This window comes from Enterococcus pernyi (assembly GCF_045371165.1).
In the GTDB taxonomy this organism is placed as follows: Bacteria; Bacillota; Bacilli; order Lactobacillales; family Enterococcaceae; genus Enterococcus_B; species Enterococcus_B pernyi.
Map to the genome: position 1 here is coordinate 1 of NZ_JBIQDM010000005.1, position 19,022 is coordinate 19,022.

Annotated in this window: 20 protein-coding genes, 1 rRNA gene and 1 other RNA gene; 5 read left to right on the forward strand and 17 right to left on the reverse strand. The window is 37.3% G+C overall.

The genetic code is table 11. The features are described from left to right. The 3 genes from ACH0AK_RS07310 to ACH0AK_RS07320 form a co-directional block, all read right to left on the reverse strand. A 16S ribosomal RNA gene (locus tag ACH0AK_RS07310) occupies positions 1-60 on the reverse strand; the annotation flags it as partial. Between the two features lie 810 nt (positions 61-870). Beyond that, entirely contained in the window at positions 871-1,233 is a 363-nt protein-coding gene (locus ACH0AK_RS07315) for a hypothetical protein (RefSeq protein ID WP_010736093.1), read from the reverse strand. Positions 1,234-1,304: 71 nt separating this feature from the next. Next, positions 1,305-1,685 (reverse strand): CvfD/Ygs/GSP13 family RNA-binding post-transcriptional regulator, encoded by a 381-nt coding sequence (locus ACH0AK_RS07320; RefSeq protein WP_019724010.1) that lies wholly within the window; start codon positions 1,683-1,685, stop codon positions 1,305-1,307. A gap of 90 nt (positions 1,686-1,775) precedes the next feature. Between ACH0AK_RS07320 and ACH0AK_RS07325 the strand changes: the two genes are divergently transcribed. Then, positions 1,776-2,942, forward strand: a complete 1,167-nt coding sequence (locus tag ACH0AK_RS07325; RefSeq protein WP_499796836.1) for a MalY/PatB family protein — start codon at positions 1,776-1,778, stop codon at positions 2,940-2,942. A gap of 144 nt (positions 2,943-3,086) precedes the next feature. Here ACH0AK_RS07325 and ACH0AK_RS07330 read toward each other — a convergent pair whose 3' ends face one another. Both ACH0AK_RS07330 and ACH0AK_RS07335 read right to left on the reverse strand, forming a co-directional pair. Beyond that, complete coding sequence (locus ACH0AK_RS07330) at positions 3,087-3,671, reverse strand: peptidylprolyl isomerase (RefSeq protein ID WP_010736096.1); 585 nt, start codon at positions 3,669-3,671, stop codon at positions 3,087-3,089. A gap of 50 nt (positions 3,672-3,721) precedes the next feature. After that, complete coding sequence (locus ACH0AK_RS07335; RefSeq protein WP_226076643.1) at positions 3,722-4,834, reverse strand: SLC13 family permease; 1,113 nt, start codon at positions 4,832-4,834, stop codon at positions 3,722-3,724. Between the two features lie 189 nt (positions 4,835-5,023). Here ACH0AK_RS07335 and ACH0AK_RS07340 point away from each other — a divergent pair, with 189 nt between their 5' ends. After that, positions 5,024-6,022: an NAD(P)/FAD-dependent oxidoreductase gene (locus ACH0AK_RS07340; protein WP_023519245.1), complete on the forward strand. Its 999-nt coding sequence runs from the start codon at positions 5,024-5,026 to the stop codon at positions 6,020-6,022. A gap of 92 nt (positions 6,023-6,114) precedes the next feature. Beyond that, positions 6,115-6,624 (forward strand): phosphatidylglycerophosphatase A family protein, encoded by a 510-nt coding sequence (locus ACH0AK_RS07345; protein ID WP_010736099.1) that lies wholly within the window; start codon positions 6,115-6,117, stop codon positions 6,622-6,624. A 105-nt stretch (positions 6,625-6,729) separates the two neighbouring features. Here the strand turns inward: ACH0AK_RS07345 and ACH0AK_RS07350 are convergent, their stop codons facing one another. The 6 genes from ACH0AK_RS07350 to tadA form a co-directional block, all read right to left on the reverse strand. Then, positions 6,730-7,377 (reverse strand): TIGR01906 family membrane protein, encoded by a 648-nt coding sequence (locus ACH0AK_RS07350; RefSeq protein ID WP_023519244.1) that lies wholly within the window; start codon positions 7,375-7,377, stop codon positions 6,730-6,732. Positions 7,378-7,381: 4 nt separating this feature from the next. Next, the gene (locus tag ACH0AK_RS07355) at positions 7,382-8,146 is read right to left on the reverse strand and encodes a TIGR01457 family HAD-type hydrolase (protein ID WP_010736101.1); all 765 of its coding nucleotides are present in this window, start codon (positions 8,144-8,146) and stop codon (positions 7,382-7,384) included. A 4-nt stretch (positions 8,147-8,150) separates the two neighbouring features. Next, positions 8,151-8,834: a YutD family protein gene (locus ACH0AK_RS07360; protein WP_019723195.1), complete on the reverse strand. Its 684-nt coding sequence runs from the start codon at positions 8,832-8,834 to the stop codon at positions 8,151-8,153. A gap of 11 nt (positions 8,835-8,845) precedes the next feature. Then, complete coding sequence (locus ACH0AK_RS07365) at positions 8,846-10,252, reverse strand: bifunctional metallophosphatase/5'-nucleotidase (protein ID WP_041684386.1); 1,407 nt, start codon at positions 10,250-10,252, stop codon at positions 8,846-8,848. 157 nt (positions 10,253-10,409) lie between these two features. Further along, positions 10,410-10,494, reverse strand: an RNA gene (gene ffs / locus ACH0AK_RS07370) — signal recognition particle sRNA small type. A gap of 40 nt (positions 10,495-10,534) precedes the next feature. Then, a complete protein-coding gene (tadA, locus tag ACH0AK_RS07375; protein ID WP_023519242.1) occupies positions 10,535-11,029 on the reverse strand; it encodes a tRNA adenosine(34) deaminase TadA in 495 nt (164 codons plus the stop codon). 131 nt (positions 11,030-11,160) lie between these two features. On the opposite strand from tadA, the gene ACH0AK_RS07380 reads away from it, so the two are divergent. After that, on the forward strand, positions 11,161-12,012 hold the full coding sequence (locus ACH0AK_RS07380; RefSeq protein WP_023519241.1) for a helix-turn-helix domain-containing protein: 852 nt from the start codon (positions 11,161-11,163) through the stop codon (positions 12,010-12,012). A gap of 70 nt (positions 12,013-12,082) precedes the next feature. On the opposite strand, the gene ACH0AK_RS07385 is transcribed toward ACH0AK_RS07380, so the two are convergent. Together ACH0AK_RS07385 and ACH0AK_RS07390 are read right to left on the reverse strand one after the other, a co-directional pair. Next, a complete protein-coding gene (locus ACH0AK_RS07385; RefSeq protein ID WP_010736106.1) occupies positions 12,083-12,418 on the reverse strand; it encodes a hypothetical protein in 336 nt (111 codons plus the stop codon). A gap of 267 nt (positions 12,419-12,685) precedes the next feature. Further along, positions 12,686-13,231, reverse strand: a complete 546-nt coding sequence (locus tag ACH0AK_RS07390; protein WP_019723190.1) for a hypothetical protein — start codon at positions 13,229-13,231, stop codon at positions 12,686-12,688. A 469-nt stretch (positions 13,232-13,700) separates the two neighbouring features. On the opposite strand from ACH0AK_RS07390, the gene ACH0AK_RS07395 reads away from it, so the two are divergent. Beyond that, positions 13,701-15,176, forward strand: a complete 1,476-nt coding sequence (locus tag ACH0AK_RS07395; protein WP_499796837.1) for a helix-turn-helix domain-containing protein — start codon at positions 13,701-13,703, stop codon at positions 15,174-15,176. 125 nt (positions 15,177-15,301) lie between these two features. On the opposite strand, the gene ACH0AK_RS07400 is transcribed toward ACH0AK_RS07395, so the two are convergent. From ACH0AK_RS07400 to ACH0AK_RS07415, 4 genes are all read right to left on the reverse strand, one after another. After that, entirely contained in the window at positions 15,302-16,006 is a 705-nt protein-coding gene (locus tag ACH0AK_RS07400; RefSeq protein ID WP_010736109.1) for a zinc metallopeptidase, read from the reverse strand. Positions 16,007-16,083: 77 nt separating this feature from the next. Further along, positions 16,084-16,416, reverse strand: coding sequence for a zinc ribbon domain-containing protein YjdM (locus ACH0AK_RS07405; protein ID WP_023519238.1), 333 nt, complete (start codon positions 16,414-16,416; stop codon positions 16,084-16,086). Between the two features lie 300 nt (positions 16,417-16,716). Further along, on the reverse strand, positions 16,717-17,667 hold the full coding sequence (locus ACH0AK_RS07410) for a DHH family phosphoesterase (protein ID WP_010736111.1): 951 nt from the start codon (positions 17,665-17,667) through the stop codon (positions 16,717-16,719). Between the two features lie 15 nt (positions 17,668-17,682). Continuing rightward, on the reverse strand, positions 17,683-19,014 hold the full coding sequence (locus tag ACH0AK_RS07415) for a DRTGG domain-containing protein (protein ID WP_010736112.1): 1,332 nt from the start codon (positions 19,012-19,014) through the stop codon (positions 17,683-17,685). Positions 19,015-19,022 lie beyond the last annotated feature (8 nt).

Sequence of the window (19,022 nt, forward strand, 5' to 3'; positions counted from 1 at the left end):
TTGCATGTATTAGGCACGCCGCCAGCGTTCGTCCTGAGCCAGGATCAAACTCTCATAATAAAAGTTAGAACAATCTTGCGATTGTTAAGCTCAATTTGTTTGCTAGCATATTGCTTGCTTGTTAAAAATGTTCGTTGTCTTGAATTGAATCAAGACGCCCTACACATTTGGTTTGTCTTACTTTGTTCAGTTTTCAAAGGTCTACGTGACAATTGAAACACAACTGCCTCAACTTATCGTTTGTCATTGCCGTAGCAACTTTTATATCTTAGCAAACTCTCGAATGATTGTCAACTATTTTTTAAAAGTTTTTTGAACTCGTTTTTCACGAGGTCGTTTTAGCAACTCACTTATCATAACTTGTCGTATGTTATTTGTCAACACTTTATTTGGCTTTAAATTCTTACATACAAGCGTCTCACAAAGCGCTGAAATAATTCAACTTCGTTATTTTAACATGGTTTTATCCAGCGGTCAATAGTTTTTTCGATGTTTTTCTGAATATTTTCAAAAGAACTTTTTTTCGAATCAACGTTTTCTAATTTACCATGCTACACACCTAGCGTCAATACTTATTTTTAAGTAAAAAAAAGACAAGGTTTCCAATTATTTTATGATCATTCGGATTATACATGTATTTAAGTGCTTTTTTTATAAAACAGATAAAAAATCAATTGAATCCTGAACATTCTCTTCTACTTTTCTTTTAAAATAGACAAAAAAAAGAAGTTTGAAAGATATTCAAACTTCTCTGAAAGTCCTGCTTGGTTCCAAAAAATGATCTCCTATTTTATTCGTTGATTCTCAAGTAGTCAACGATACACCTGCGAACGGTATTCATTTCTCTTTGGTAGAGGTACTTGAATCAATTTAAAAAATCGGTACACCATCTACTTCATAAATCCCTAGTACCGTACGCATTTGTCCTGGATCTTCCCAATGATAACCTTCGCCTAACTGTTCTTGTTGATTTTTTTGTTCCGTTTCAAAAACAAAAAGTGGAACATTTTCTTGATTGATATGGGTATTCGTCAACTCCATCAAGTTGATTTTACTCACATCAATATGAACGTTTTCTTTTAAGAAACTAAGTATGTTTGCTAAACCAGTCTTATCATTTGAGTGGTCTGCGCATGCGAACTCTAATTTATTCTCTCTTGAATGAACTAAAAATTTTTTAGATCCATCCTCCAAATGCAACATAATTGTACCAGCGACTCTTTTGTTTGCCAAAATTTCCACCTCGATCAACTTGTTTATGGCTTACAAGAGAATTTTAGCATATTTTCAGAAAAAATACACTTTTATTTCCTTGATTCTTTTTTATCTAATTGGATCAATGCTTCCTTGATCCATATAGGTAACTGTTTTTCAATCGTTGCAAACCCGATTTTTTTATTTTTATTAGTGAAGTATCGTTTTCTTCGGTATGGGATCGATGGTACTTTCTTTTCTAAGGTACGTAACGACAGACTGATTTTATTCGAATACTCATCAATATCAATGATTTGTACAGTCACCGGTTGCCCCACCTTCAATAATGTATGAATACTTTTCGTATAACCAGATTGCACTTCTGATACGTGGATCAACCCTTGTGTCTCTTCATCTAATGAAACGAACGCTCCATATGGTTGTATTCCAGTAATTTTCCCTTTGATTATTTCGCCTATTCTATAAGTCATATACTTCCCTCTCTTCGCATTTATCATTATACTGTAAATATTAAAAAAAAAGAAGTTCTGTTCTTGCATCTAGATATGGAGGTCTTATAGATGGAACAATTTGATGAAATAGTTTCAAGACTAAACACAGATAGCGTAAAATGGGATGCCATCTCACAAACTTATCATAGGAATGATCTTTTACCTTTATGGGTAGCGGATATGGATTTTCTTGCCCCTCAAGGAGTAACAACCGCTTTTCAAAACTATCTGCAAAAAGGCATTTTTGGTTGTTCGATCGTACCGGACGGTCTCTACCGATCAGTGATTGATTGGGAAGAAAGGCGCCATCATGTGACTCTAACTAAAGACCACATTCTTTTCACTAGTGGAGTCTTAGCTAGTCTCTCCTTGGCGATTCAAGCATTTACAGCTCCAGGTGATGCAGTGTTGATTCATGATCCAGTTTATCCGCCATTTGGTGCAATTGTTGAAAATAATGAGCGTCAATTGATTCGCAGTCCTTTAAATAAAGCAGCCGATCATTTTGAAATTGACTTTCAAGATATGGAAGAAAAAATCGTCTCAAACAAGATAAAAGCAATGATTCTATGTAACCCGCATAATCCAGGTGGTCGTGTTTGGACTAAAAAAGAGCTCAAACAGTTAAGTGAACTCTGCTTAACATACGACGTCTTCTTATTTAGTGATGAGATCCATCAAGATATCGTCTTTTCCGGACATGGATTCACCTCGATTCAAACAATTGATCCTGCCCTTTCTCGATTATTGATCACATTCACTTCAGCAACTAAGACATTTAATCTAGCTGCAATAAAAAATTCAATGGTTTTCATCAAAGATCATGATTTAAAAAGTCGCTTTACGAAACAATTAGAAAAAAATCAACATCAAGAAATCAATACTTTCGGACTTTTAGGCACTCAAGCCGCTTACGAAACTGGTGAGGAATGGTTAAATGAGTTATTAGTTTATCTGGAAGAAAATGTCCAAGAAGTCATTACCTTCTTTACTAAGCATCTCCCTGATGTCAAAGTGATGAAGCCAGAAGGAACGTACCTTATATGGCTTGATTTTTCTGCCTATACGGACGATGACCGACTACTTGAAAAGAAGTTGATTGAAAAAGGCAGAGTCGTCTTGAATCCTGGGATCAGTTTTGGACCAAGTGGTCATTGCCATATGCGTTTGAATGTCGCTTGTCCAAGATCAGTATTAAAAGAAGGGCTTTTACGTATCCAACGTGCTTTAAGTTAGAAAACGAAAGAAGTCATTGGACAAAAAATGTTAGTCTTCCCTACTTTGTTACCACCCCAACCAAAAAAGCACCGAACAGCAAAAGTATTTTCTGCTTTTGCTGTTCGGCGTTTTTTAAGAGCTTGGTATGTTTAAAATTTTACTTTATTCAGAAATCTCAATCGTTTCGATCACTACATCATGTACTGGACGATCTTGTGGTCCACGTTGCGCATTTGCGATATCATCGACTGTATCCATTCCTTCAAGTACATGGCCAAACACTGTATGACGGAAATCAAGCCATGGTGTTCCCCCATTTTTATACGCTTCAATGATTTCTTTAGGGAATCCTGCTCCTTCTAATTGACTAAGCATGTTTTCTGGCACATTTGTGTTGTTGACGATAAAGAATTGGCTCCCATTTGTATTTGGACCAGAGTTAGCCATTGATAGTGCGCCACGTAGATTGAACAATTCGCGGCTGAACTCATCTTCAAAACTTTCGCCGTAAATGCTTTCGCCTCCCATACCTGTACCGGTTGGGTCGCCTCCTTGAATCATGAAATCAGGGATCACACGATGAAAAATCACGCCATCATAGTACCCTTTTTTTGCTAATTCAACAAAGTTTTGGACTGTTTTAGGTGCTAACTCAGGAAATAGTTTTACTGTAATATCTCCGCGGTTCGTTTTTATAAGAGCTTTAGGCCCCTTCTCATTCATAAGATCAAGTTGTGGAAATGCCATTTTTTCTTCCTCCTAAAAAATTCTGTCTTCCTGTTTAATCATAACATATTCTATTGATATACGGTAAAGATGAGCCACAAGAAAATCAAAAAAACGATGTTGTAGAATGCAAAGACGAATAAATACTTTTTTCTCCATTCCGGATATTGCTTGATGACTAATTTGTAAGAGATCAAACTTGCCATTGAAGCAATCAATGTCCCTAATCCTCCCAAGTTCGTCCCAATGATCAAACCCTTGATATTTTCTGTATAACTTGATAACAGGAGCGCCGCAGGAACATTACTAATCAATTGACTTGCAAAAATGCTTGCACTGACTTCATGATGCGCCACACTTTTTTCAAAAAAGGCTCGGACAACATCTACTTGTTTAATATTCCCGATGAATATAAAAAGAAAAACAAACGTAAATAATAAGGAGTAATCGATATGTTTAAAGAGTCGGCGCTCATTGCCTAGGATACTGACACTCACTAAGACTAATACGACATAATGAGGGATGATGCCACTTACAGCTAGAAGACATATTAAAAATAGACCAAAATAAAAAATGAGTTGTTTTCGCTTTAACATCATCTCTTCTGTATTCGCCAAATCGATGGTATTATTCTTGATTCTCCCATAGATCAACACCACCAATAATATGGCAGCAGCCAGTGTATAGGGAAGCATCAACTGTAAAAATTCGAACAGTTGTAAGTGTGATTGTGCGAATAAATAAAGATTTTGTGGATTACCGATCGGAGTGAACATACTTCCTAGATTACCCGCAATCGTCATCAAAGTTATGACGAGAGGAATCAATGTTCGCATGCCGATCCTTTCTACTATCAATAGACCAAATGGTACAAAAATGATCAGTGCCACATCATTCGTAATCAGCATACTACTGATAAACGTGAGAAACACTAAAATCAAAATAATCCCTCTCGTATTTTTTGTCTGGGTGATCAAATAATTGCCTAGATAATCGAAAAACTGTTGTTGCCGTATCCCTTCTACAATCAACATCAAACAAAAAAGAAGAATCAATGTGTGAAAATCGATATAAGAAAAATAATTGAAGTTTGGCGGGATGATGAACATGGTACCTATTGCTAAAAGAAAAGACAGCGTCAATACTCCGTCTTCTTTTGCATTGCTTGTTATTCTTTTAATCATAAAATTCTACCTCTTAGATTCAAACACTTCGTACTAGTAAAATAACTCTTTTTAGCTAATATTGAAAGTAAATAAACTATATGTTAGATCACTCCTTATATTTTAGTGACTGCTCGTTCCATAATTAAACTATTTGAGAAGAATTCTCAATTAAATTCTGTTATAGTGTCACCAAGGGAGGAATTTCAAATGGAAATTTACGATATTACAATTATTGGTGCAGGGCCGGTTGGCATGTTTGCAGCTTTTTATGCTGGTATGCGCCAAGCGAAAACCAATATTATTGATAGTTTGCCTCAACTTGGTGGACAGTTAACTACCTTATACCCTGAAAAATATATTTATGACATTCCTGGTTATCCAGCAATCAAAGCGGTTGATCTTGTTAATAATTTAAAGAAACAATTGACCACTTTTAATCATACATTTCATTTAAATGAAGAAGTTCTCTCACTTTCCAGAGAAGATGAGATCATCGAGATCACTACTACGAAAGGTATCCATTATTCAAAAGCTGTGATCCTGACGCTAGGAAGTGGTTCTTTCCAACCAAGAAAGCTGAATTTAGAACATGCTGACCGATACGAAAACCATGGGCTAGATTATTTCGTGAACGACTTGATGAAATATGCAGGAAAGAAAGTTGCCATTGCTGGTGGTGGGGATTCAGCAATCGACTGGGCACTGATGCTTGAACCTATTGCGAGTGAAGTTTATTTGATTCATCGTCGAGAGGCATTTAGGGCTCATGAACATAGCGTCAATCAGTTGAATCAATCCTCTGTAAATGTATTAACACCTTATTTGATTGAGCGTTTATCTGGTTTAAATGGAGAGTTGTCAGACATTCGTCTAAAAAAAGCTAAGACGGATGAAACGATTGATCTCATGGTTGACTCATTGATCGTCAATTATGGGTTCACTTCTAATTTAGAGCATTTATCTTCTTGGGGACTTGAAAGTTCCAGAAATGCGATCACCGTCCACTCTGATATGTCAACTTCAATTCCTGGTGTGTATGCTGCTGGCGACATTTGTAGCTATGAAGGAAAAGTGAAATTGATTGCCACGGGATTTGGAGAGGCACCGACTGCTGTCAATAACGCGTTACATTTCATCAATCCAAAAGAACGTACGCAGCCTGGTCATAGTACAAGCCTTTACGATAAAACATTTGGACCAAAATAACTTAGCTGCTTTTTTATAAAAGAAATGATTCTTGCTTTTTGTACGTACTACGTTACCATTATAGATAGAAAGAAGAGACGGAGGAATCAAAAATGGTCATAAAAACAGAAACCTTAGAAGAAAAAGCGCGAGATCTCCTAAAAGAACGTGGCGTAACAATTGAGGATATCGCTGAATTAGTCATGTTTTTACAAAAAGACTATATCTCAGATTTAAGCTTGGAGGATTGTGCGGAAAGTATTAACGCAGTCTTGACAAAGCGTGAAGTCCATAACGCGATCATTACTGGCATCCAATTAGATATCTTGGCAGAACAAAAACAATTGATGAGCCCTCTTCAGCATATCATTGAAGATGATGAAGGATTATACGGAATAGATGAAATTTTAGCCTTGTCGATCGTCAATGTTTATGGAACGATTGGTTTTACCAATTATGGCTATATCGATAAAGTAAAACCTGGGATCTTGAAAAAGTTAAATAGTCACGATGGCAAAAATGTCCATACATTTTTAGATGATATCGTGGGAGCAATTGCTGCCTCTGCCGCAAGCCGCTTGGCCCACCAAGAACCGGAAAAACGGAGCCGTTTGACACAATAATCAAATAAAAATAAAAATCATCCATAAAAATCGCAAAAGGATTTTTATGGATGATTTTTTGCTATATCCGAAAAAGCAATCAACGCGCTACACGAAAGTGATTGTTTAATTGTTCCCCTTTTTCAATTCTCTTTTGCCAACAAGAACCATCAAAGCGAAAAATAATTCGATAAGCACAAAAAACAGAATGAAACAATGCATGAAGTATTGCTCAGGTAACACATTGATGATTGGATCAGTTTGAGGATCAAACAACCAGTCATCATTATTGAAAAATGTTTCGTGAAAAAGAATAAAAAAACGATCAAAACCAATCAACATAAAAAAGCCAAAAACAAATGGTAGGATCATGCCGATTTGGAATGGGCGGATTAGCCGCCACAAACGCTGATTTCTTTTCAACTGGCGAAGGAACAAGCCACTTGGGATCAATGTAAGTAACAACACCGCATAATTGAGCATGAATAATAACTTGACTTCATAAAAATGATGTAAGCCACTCGCTGACATTGGAAAGTCGGGAAGTGCCAACACTTGCTCAAAAGGATTATTCAGATACCTCATCAGTTGATCATAATTTTGGAGTAATGTTGGCTGATCTACGGTAGTGTAATCCAAGATACCTAGATGCCCGATATCAAACACATATAGTGGGCGGAAATTGATCGTTATTGCAATTGCTAAAGTGAGCAACGTCAGGAACAAACTAACCATCCCCGCATATTCCACCCATTGCCATCGTTTATTTTTCATTGTTTTAGAAACTCCATTCATCTAACGATTGCAAAACGAAGGTAGCTGGTGTTGGTAGATCTGGAATGTCTTCTTCTTTGGTAAAACCTGATAACACAAGCAGTGTGTCGATACCATTACGAATCCCTGCTTGGATGTCAGTTTCATAATTGTCCCCTACCATGATGACTTCTTCTTTATTCAATCCTAAAAGTTCCACTGCTTTATCCATAATGATTGCTTCTGGCTTACCAATATAGACTGGTGTGGTTTGTGTCGCTGTCTCTACAAAAGAAACAACCGAGCCAGCTCCAGGTAATAATCCTCTTTCTGTAGGGATATTTTTATCAGGATTTGTACCGATGAACGTTGCTCCCTTTTGGATCGCTAAGGTTGCGGTCACCACTTTTTCGTAAGTCAAGTGATTATCTAAACCTACTACGACATAATCAGGATGTTCTTCTTCCCATACAAACCCTGCCTCCAAGATCAAATCTGTCAAGCCAGCTTCACCGATCACATACACTTTATTTCCTTTAGCGTCTGATTTCATGAAATCAATGGTCGCTAGAGATGCTGTATAGATCGTTTCTGGTGAGACATGGATATCAAACTCAGTGGCTAAACGTTGTGCCACTGTTCCCGGTGTTTTTGTCGTATTGTTGGTTACAAATAAAAAGGGCGTCCCATTTTCCTGTAACTGTTCGACGAATCGTTTTCCTGCCGGTATCGGCTCCGTTCCACGATAGATCGTTCCGTCTAAATCGATCAAATAGCCTTTATAATTCATAGGATCATTCTTCCCTTTGTCTAATAGTAAAATTCTTTTTAGAAGTTGATTTTGTTGGGCGTTCTGATGTTTTTTCAGTTCCCTTTGGTGTTGCCTTAGTAGTTGCTGGTTTACGATTTTTGATCACAGGTTGTTTGCGTACCGATTCAACGGGCGCTTTTTTTTCATCGATATGCGCTTGATTGTTGCGATTCGGATTTTTTTTCTTTTTACGTCGTTGGGTATTTTTTTCTTTTTTTCCACCAATGCGTTCAATGACAAAATATGCACAGCCAAAATTACAATATTCGTATAAATAGTCTTCTAATGCATCAATTCGCTGATCTGGGTGAGCACGTCGATTCGTGGCATCAAAAAAGCCTTTCAAACGTAGCTGTTCGTAACCCCAGTCACCTACGATGTAATCGTATCTGGAAAGCACTTCGCTATATCTCTCACCAAGCTTCTCAGCATTGAAACCTTCCCGGTAATCCGTTACGATACGATAAGGTCTATCACCAATCAAAAGATTCGTTTCATCTGTCAATGTGACGATTTCTCCTTTGACTTTCTCTGGCTTCGTTTCCTCGATTATTTCTTCTAAAACTGCCGTCACTTCTTCGGTCACTGTTTGTTCTTGTGAGCGATCGACCGTTTCTTGACTCTCTTTTTTGTCACTGTTGTGTTGTTTATTTTGTTTCGTCGACATGCTTTCACCACCTATTTCTCTATTATACCTTCTTTTTCATTGGTTGGGTAGTGAGCATTTAAGTAGTCTCCCACTACTGTACGAATAAATTCGGGAAATAAAAAATCGACCTGTCCAACAATTTCGATGGTTGGGAAAAAAGGAACAAACATCAGATGGTCGACCGTAGTAACGGTATAATTCTTTTCCTCTTCGATTGGTTGTTTTTGCCACAAAACTTCTCGATTGACCGCATCATACGTGATCCCACTATAGAAAATCTCACCGAATATCTGACCACGAAACCCCATTCCCCTGATAGGAAAATTCCGTAAAAAAAGGCGACTTTTTTCGATTTCCAACACTAAGCGAATCATATCTGACCCTTTCAGCGTGACGTTGATCAAATGCATCGGATGTGGCAGTGCACTATGGAGTTGATCTTGGTCAACCAGCCCCTTAGGTACGCTATTCAAAAAAAGACCACTATTCAGAAACGATGCTTCTGTGTTCCCTCTTTCTTTTACCGCTTCTAAAGCGATCTGGATAAAGGAATGTTCATCAAATAAATCAAGTGATAAGTCAAATGGTAGATCTGCCACTTTCTTTTGAGCTAAAAGACGATGTCCTTGTTCAAGATAACCGGCGATTTCTTTCTCATCCTCTACGAATGCAGTCATTGTATCTGTCGGAATCGCTTTAGCGTAGTGTCCGACGATTTTTTTATTTTCCAATGAAAGATGTACTTCCCCTACATATTGCCCAAATTTTCCGGCAGCGGCTAATTGTACCTCATTCACGACTTTCCCATCAATAAAAAGATGATGGGTATGTGATCCTAAAATCACATCGATTGCAGGGATTTCTTTTGCAATCTGTAAATCATCTTGAATGCCTAAATGACTCATTAAAACAATTACGTCTACCTGTGGACGTAATTGCTCAACTAACTCTGGCAACAGATCATAAGGCTGACGGATATCCCAGCCATTTGGATTATACGTCAAAGGAAATGGTGCAGTAAAAGCAATTAACCCAACTTTTGTTCGTTGCTTTGTTTCGATGATTTTATATGGCTTTGTCCATACTGGTGGTTGCAAAGTATTTTTATCGAATAAGTTGCTCAGTAGCACATCAAAATTCGCGTGATCATATAAATGATTCAACTCATTCTTGGAATTACCTACACCTTCATTATTCCCTATAGTTGCTGCATCATAGCCGATTTGATTCATTAGTTCAACATTGGCATGGCCATTCGTTGCTTCTGACAAAGGATGCCAACGATCAACGAAATCCCCAAGATCGACCGTGAGAGTTGTCGTATTATTTTTTTTCTCATTTTCACGCTTTTTTTGCTCAAGGAATCTTCTGATCCGTGGCCAGTTTTCAAGATGAGAATGTAAGTCATTCGTGTGTAAAAGAACGATTTCTTCCACTGTTAGTTCCACCTCACTTTTTTTCATCATACCATAGGGTTCCCCTTTGTTCACATGGAAAGTTTTTGCACAAAAAAAGGTACTTAGACTTTTTTACAAAATCTAAATACCTTAAACTTGCCTCTAATAAAAAAAGCCCTTTAGGCTTAATAAATCCAATCAATCAGACACATGGCGGCACCTGCTTAGTGCTGCTTCCTTCCGGATCTGACACGCTTCACAAGCCCACCATTGTCCTAGCCTTTCGGCAAGGAATAGTATACCGCATTTTGTTATCCTTGGCTAGTCCTTTTTTAATTTCTTTTTCTTTGCTCGCAAATTTCTGAAAAACACAGATAAAAGTTCACCACATTCTTCTTCTAATATCCCGCCCTCCACCTCGGCCTGATGGTTGAAACGTTCATCCTCAAGTAAATTCATCAATGTCCCTGCGGTTCCTCCTTTTGGATCATAGGCACCAAAGTAAACTTCTTTTACGCGAGAAAGAATCATGGCACCGCTACACATTGGACACGGTTCTAACGTGACATATAATTGTGTTTCTTCTAAACGCCAACTTCCGATGGCCTTGCATGCTTCTTGGATCGCAATCATCTCAGCATGTGTTGTTGCATTTTGTGTTGTTTCCCTCAAATTGTGTCCACGCCCAATAATCTGTCCTTGGTGAACCACGATGGCGCCGATTGGTACTTCTACTAACGCTTCTGCTTTTTTGGCTTCTTCAATAGCCACACGCATCCATTCTTCTTTTATTCGCTGTTGTTCTGTTTCTTCCACTTGTACTCCTACCTTTTTTAGATTTACTTATCTTCTCTATCAAACATAGTATAACTGGCTTTTTAATGAAGTACAAAGAGTTTTTCCTTATCGCCATGTCCTATGGTAAACTAGGGGATGAGGTGAAGTAAATGAACACAGAAAAGTTACTTGGATTATACCCAAATGCACAAAAAAAGAATTCTCCTTCTTCTGATGATCGAATTCTTTCACTGGTTGTAGAAGATTACTTCTTGTGGATCGATAAAAGTTCCTTGTCCGTTCAAGAAGAAAAACTTTTGAAAGCGTTATTCCAGAAAACAAACACCTTAGACAGCCATCCTTGGTATCAATATTTATTTGAGGAAAAGGTATATGTATGTGAAGAAAGCTGCCGAATCATTCAGTTACATTTTGAAAAGAGATCAGATTTCTTACAAAAAGAATGGCGAGAAACAATTTCCGGATTATTTCCCGAAGCTCTTGATTTTTTTCTTTACACAGAGACAGATGCGTTGATCATCGAAAGAAAGCATGCCAATTATTTGAGTACGGCAGATCTTAAAGGCATCTTTTTATCTCTTGATGTCGATTTTGATATGACGACACAAGCCTTTGTCGGTTCATTCCATTCAGCTGGACAAAATCTAACCGCTATGTTCAATGAAGAACGAAAAATTTTCCTGAATAAACGAACACACATACAAGTAGCCGACCAAACGACTTCCATACAAGAAATTGCCTTATATTATTATACAAAAGAATTAGTTACATCCAGTCAGCTAACAAATGAATATCAAGAAATAATCCGTAGTTTTAAAATGGAAGACATCATTATCGAACTGTGGAAAAATTTCGGGAATATCAGTTCAGCGGCTAAACAACTTTTCATGCATCGAAACACTCTCCAATATCGGATCGAAAAGTTTGACGAACAAACAGGCTTCAATTTAAAAAAAGCAGATGACTTACTCTTTTGTTATCTCCTTTTGTTACACATATAAAAAAGGAACAAGCAGCAATAAACATCGCCTTGCTTGTTCCTTTTTTCGATCAATTCAAAGAGAATCGTTTTTAGATCATTTTCTCAACAAGTGACATCAGACGACCTTTTGCATCTTCTGTTGAGTCTTTGATAGAGTCACCGTAGACAGAAATTTTCTTTTTGCCAGATTTAATCTTTGCTAGCATGCCCATCAATGAATCTAAATCGCTATCTGATAAATGGTCGACGACATCTAATAACTTTTCATTCCCATCAAATTTGTCATACACGAATTTTTTTACTTTTGTGCGGTTACTTAGATGATGGATTTTTTCGATCACTTTGCCAGAAACAACTACAGCTGTTGCCACACTTGCTGCTGCTACGACACTTAATCCAATCGTTACTTTTGTTGATGTTTTCATAATTATCAGCTCCTTTTTATCTACTACAATCATATCACAGTCAAATAGATAAGCGAACTAATTGCTATGAGCCCTGCCCGATGAATAGCAAAAAAATTTACAAAAAGCACATACTGTCTTGTTTTATTATTTACTTTTGTACGACGCCTCATTTGGCATTTTCGGTTTCAAGCAACCTTAGTTTGATGCGTTAAAAAAAGCACCTCCTTTTTGGAGATGCTTCATACGAACAACTAAAGTAAATCATCCATACTAAGAAATGTAAGATCAATTAACCGGAACGTATTGGATATTTGTTAGCATTTCAGGCAAATCATCTTCTAATTCTGCTAACTTATTCCAAATCAATGTCATTGTCTCAAAAAATTCCTTTGATGATTTATCTGAATTTAAACTTCCTAGTGCGTTCAGCCAAAGAAGTTCTAATAAATATGCTTCTTTGATTCCCGTATGTTCTCTGACAAATTCTGAGAACGTTCGTTTGAACAACGAGGCCATGTCTAATTCGGATTTGATAACTACTCCTCTAATACTCTCATGAATCGAGAAAAACTCCTTCAATAAATGAACGACACTGAAAAAATCGTCAATAACGTATTCAGCTAAATATCGATCAAAACATATCGTGATCTCTTCGATAATTTTTTCTTTTAGTATACGGATTGATTTAAAATGTGCATAAATCGGGTAAGTAGAACAGCCACAAAAAGAAGCTAAACTTCTCGCTGTGATTGTCGATAACCCATTTTCTTCAGCATATACCATACTCTTAAATAGTAAATATTCTTTACTAAAATTCGTCACTCTTCCCACGAAACCATCCATCCTTTCCGATTATCTTATTCATATCCGGCAATGATTCTTTTTTTAATTTCCCATGACGATCCAGCGCATTCGCTAGTAGGAAAAACTTATGTAAACCATGAAGAAACAAGTTTTGATAAAAAAAAAACGATAATAACATATTTCGGGGGTTAAAATATGTCTCTTTGTAATAGAAGCTTGATTTATCTAATGCTTCGCCAAAAATAAGATTTAAAAAATAACGATATCCTCAATTAAATAACATTGTATTCCCTTATCCAAGATTATTTAAATGATTCCAACTTGACAAAATAAGCAAAGAAATAAACAATAGAATAGATAACTGATTATCATTTCTTAAAATAACAAGTTATATAATCAAATTCTATTACTATGTGAGAATATCATACATTGAAAACACTTTCCACTCACATTTTATGTCACCACTAGTACACTAATTGTCAGAAAGGAGTCCATCATGTTAATCGATGCAAAAAAGAAAGAGTTATTAGTCCTCTATACGATCGCTCAAAAAAGTAAATGTACGTTAAAAGAACTTGCGGATGAACTGACTATACCTAAACGGACAATCAAAGAATTGATTCGAAAGTTGAACACTACGATTGAACAGCAATTGAGCATTTCTACTTTTATTTTCTCTACACACAAAGGAGAAATAACTATATCCGATGAACACCAAGAAATAAAAATGATGATTTATCACAAACTCAAACTTTTTTATTTAAGAGAATCCAATCGTTTCAACTACTTATTACTTATGGTCAATTATCCCAAAGCGTATGTTCCGAAAAAATATTTATTGGAGCAATTATACATATCCCACTCTTACTTAGAAAAATTAACACACCAATTGAATGAAACACTTCAAGATTTTGAAATCGAGATTGTTTCATCTCAGGGCTGTTATTTGTTCAAAGGAAACGAATTATTTATCCGACTCTATTTGTTTTTTATTCTATCTGATGCTTTTCAAGGGTTGGAATGGCCTTTTGACAAATTCAAATTGAGCCAACTAAAAAGAGAGCGGCGATTATCCAAAAAATTGCTCGTTTCAAAGCATTCATTGAAATATCAAGAAAACCTGTATTTGCTGATTGCTATCTTTACGCTTCGTACACAACAATCATCATTGATCACCTCTGAATCTAGTGAGGTCTATGCTATTTTAGAATTGCTACAACAGGTACAAGATGTCTCCGGTAGTTTTAAACATCATTTGTTTCATCTTTTACCATATGAAATCGCCATTGATGAACTATTGCATTTCAATTTTTTGATTTATTGCTTTTTTCCTAATCTCATTTCAAGCCAGCAGAAGAGTTTGATTGGTTATACTTTGACGAATAAACGTAATCATCTATGTATGAAAATCACCTCACTAACAAAAGAGTTAGCTCAAACCTTTCCAGTGATCGCATCATCTGAAAAAAGGTTTTTCTACAATTACTATCTTATGCTTTCTTTAATTTCTATTTTGATGTTGGGAAATACAACTCCCTTTTTCTACTCGTTGCATTTTCCTAAACCAGCACTTGAGATTGATGAATCGAATGAACAAATACAACAAATCCAACAAATTATCTCTGAAGTTTTTCATGACCACCCAAAAAAAACATTGATTATTTATTATTTGAGTAACTTGATTTATAACCTCTTGCAGTCGGAAACAAATGAAAAATTATTGATCTATGTACAAATGAATAAAACGCTGACAGGAAATTATCATATCCAAAATCGATTACGACAAGTATTTGACGAAAAAATGATTCGCTTGACAGAAAATCCAGAACAAGCAGATTTGATCGTCACCGATTGGTTTGATAAATTTCATCAAACGAGTAAAATTTTTTACCTTGATCCTAGTAAAGAAAAAGATTTATGGGTAGACTTAGTCACAAAAATTCAACAACTCTATGTCAATAAAATGATTTGATTTAAAGAAAAGATAGGAGAAGCAAGCGGTCTCCGTCTGAACTTTTAAATTAATACTAATTTTTCCAAAATAAAAAGTGAGTGGATCAGTCCAATCGACTGTCCCTCACTTTTTATTGGTTTGTTCTAGTCTCGACGGTTACCGCCAAAAATCAAAATCAAACGTAGCAATTGTAAGAAAGTAGATAGCGCTGCAGCAACATAGGTCAAAGCCGCCGCAAATAGCACATGTTTCGCCATTGGTACCTCTTCTTCTGTCAGTAAGCCACCTTCACTTAAAATTTGGATCGCTCGTCTTGACGCATTGAATTCTACTGGTAGCGTAACAAGTTGAAACAATAGTGCCAATGAAAAAGCGAAGATACCAATATTGATCAACGTCGTATTCCAACTAAATAATACACCTACCATGATCAACGGAAACGAAATCATCGAGCCAAAATTAGCGACAGGCACTAATGAAGCTCTGATTTTCAACGGCGCATAACCAACGGCATCTTGCACTGCGTGTCCGCATTCATGGGCAGCTACCCCAATTGCAGCGACTGATGTAGATTGTGCTGTAGCTTGCGATAAACTCAACATCTTGTTCCCTGAATTATAATTGTCCGTCAAATCACCGGCGATTTGTTGGACGCCAACGTTATTGATTTTCTGACTTTGTAAAATGAACTGGGCGGCTTGTGTACCAGTCACATTATTTTTGCTTCTGATTTTGTCGTATTTACGAAAAGTACTATTGACGTAAGCAGAAGCGATTCCGGAAATAGCTAATCCAGCAATAACTAAAAGAAACGTTGGATCTAAGCCATAAAAACCATATCCATACATAATCGTTTCACCCTTTCCTCATTGCTTTTATTTTACCATTGTTCGAGTAGAATAATTGTGAAAAGAGATTGAATATTTTAATTCTTTTTGACAAATTCTGATTTCAGCTTCATCGGACCAAACCCTTCGATTTTACAATCGATATTGTGGTCTCCTTCAACTAAACGGATATTCTTCACCTTTGTTCCTTGTTTGATAGGTGAGGAAGCTCCTTTAACTTTTAAATCCTTGATAACGGTCACACTGTCGCCATCTGTTAAACGATTGCCGTTTGCATCAGTTACTACTAGGCCTTCTGCTTCTGTTTCTTCAGATGGTGTCCATTCGTTTCCACATTCAGGACAAATCAATAATCCCCGATCTTCATAAGCATATTCTGAACCACATACTGGGCAATTTGGTACTGTCATGTTGTTTCTCCTTTTTGTTCGTTATTGAGCAATATTATAACGGAAAAATAACAGTTTGAAAAGAGCAACTTCTTATCGGAGATCCTAAACTGCCTACGCTGATTCAATCTCACTGACCTTGATTGCACATACACCTGATAAAAAGACAATCAACTTCGATGAGTAAAAGGTCAAGGCAGAAGTAACCTGATTGCCGAAGAGGTCACTTCTGCCCCCACCATTTATTCGTGCCAAAGGGAATAGATAAAAGAGCATGTAACGTTTGCTTAAAATTCTCGATTGACTACTTGGAGTACACTTTTAACGTGCATAATTGGTGCAAGCTTCTTGTATTTCTTTGTAGATCTCTGCTACTTCTTGCAGGTCTTTTGCATTTGCGCCACTTGCCAAGGGATGGCCGCCACCATGATGTCGTTTGGCGATCTCGTTGATGACTGGTCCTTTTGAACGTAAACGTACACGATAATAGCCCTCTGGTTGTTCGACAAAAATCGCCCAAGCTAACACTTCGTCAATCACACCAGGTAAAGAGACGACAGCTGCGGTCTCTGAATCGACGATGCCATACTTGCCTAACAATTCTTGTGACAAAATTACTTTTCCAGCACCTTTTTCGTCAACTACGATCGTTTGATAGACACAACCGGATAATTTCGCTACTTTCATGGTGATTTGTTCAATTTCACGATTCAATTGGCTTGCATCGAAAGAATACTTTCTTAACTCTGCTGCTAGTTCTAACGTACGACCTGTTGTTGAAGGATACAAGAACCTACCAGTATCTCCAACGATTCCCGCATACAATAAGCGAGCAGAATCGCTGTTCATTTTCAGCTCATTAGGAAACATCAAAGCAAACTCAGCGATCATTTCACTACAGCTGCTAGCTTTCGTATCCACCCAAAGTAAATCGCCATATGGTTCATCATTCGGATGATGATCGATTTTGATCACTTGATCCCCTAAGGAATAGCGATTATCATCAATACGCGGCGCATTCGCTGTGTCTGTCACGATGACTAATGCTCCTTGATAGAAAGCATCGTCGATTTCTTGCATTTCTGTTAAATAACGTAAGCCTTCAACGTCTTTTCCAACTTGACGAATTTCTTTTTCTGAAAAACTATTACGTAATAACTCGGCTAATCCTACTTGTGAACCTAAAGCATCCGGATCTGGCCTTTGATGTCGGTGGATCACGATTTTTTGATATTTTTTGATTTCATTCAAAATCTCTTCTTGTATGGTCATTTTCTTTCCTACTCTCTACGAACGTTCCATCACTTGGCAGACGACAATGGCTTTAGCCACGATCGTGTTTTCTATAAATACTTCTACATCAAGTTTAGCGGACCTTCTACCGATTTCTAAAACTCTTGGACGAATATCTAACTCACTTTCGATCTGGATCAGACGAAGGTAATGTAGATTCATTTGCTCCAACAAGATATTTCTTCGTTGATTCATGATCATTGTTTTTTGCGCAACATCTGAAATGATTTCACTTAACACCCCAAAAGAAATCGTTCCAACACCTGTTACCATTTGTGGTGAAACCTCAAATTTGAACTTAGGCGTCGTCAATCGATTGCCTTCACGATCTGTATCGATCGTTTGGATGGCTCCTGAAATCTGATCAGAAATCGTATCAGCAATTTGCGGTTGACGTTGCACCAATTGCATCGCCTTCATGACATCTTGCCGTGTGATCAATCCTTCTAACGTCAAATCATCGGAAACGACTGGCATGACTTCTAAACCATCCCAAATCATTTGATGTCCGACAGAAGCGACGCTCATCGATTTCTTGACACTGATTGGATCTTTGGTCATGACCCGATCAATGACTTGTGTCGGTGCTTTACCTACGACATCTTTTGCCGTAATGATCCCCATCAAACGCATGTGATGATTCACCACTGGGAAACGAGAATGTTGGGTTTCTTCTGAAATCCGTTGATAATCAGCCACCGTATCCGACTGTAACAAATAATGTGTTTTCTGGGCAGACAGATAAATATCACCGACGAGCATGATATCTTTTTTGATCAGTTGGTCACTAAGCGCTCGGTTGATCATCGTTGCTACAGTAAAGGTATCATAAGTCGTACGTAAAATCGGCATAGCTAATTCATCGGCTAATTTGGCAATCTCAGGCGTCGTATCAAAACCACCCGTGATCAACACTGCTGCGCCATCCTCAAGTGCTAACTTTTGCACTTCTGTACGGTTACCGACGATCATCAATGAACCTGGAGTGATATAGCGTTCCATTGCGTGCTCGGTCATCGCACCTATGACAAATTTATTCAAAACTTTATCTAGACCGACTGCCCCGCCTAAGACATCGCCTTCAATGATCCGCACGACTTCGCCAAACGTCAATCGTTCGATATTTTTCTTCAACTTACGTTCGATCCGTATCGTTCCTACTCGTTGGATCGTTGACACTAACCCTACGTTTTCAGCATCTTTAATTGCTCGATAGGCCGTTCCCTCACTGACATTCAATTCTTTGGCTATACTACGGACAGATATTCGATTCCCCACTGGTAGGCTTTCGATATATTCTAAAATCAAATCATGTTTTGTCGCCATCTCTTTCC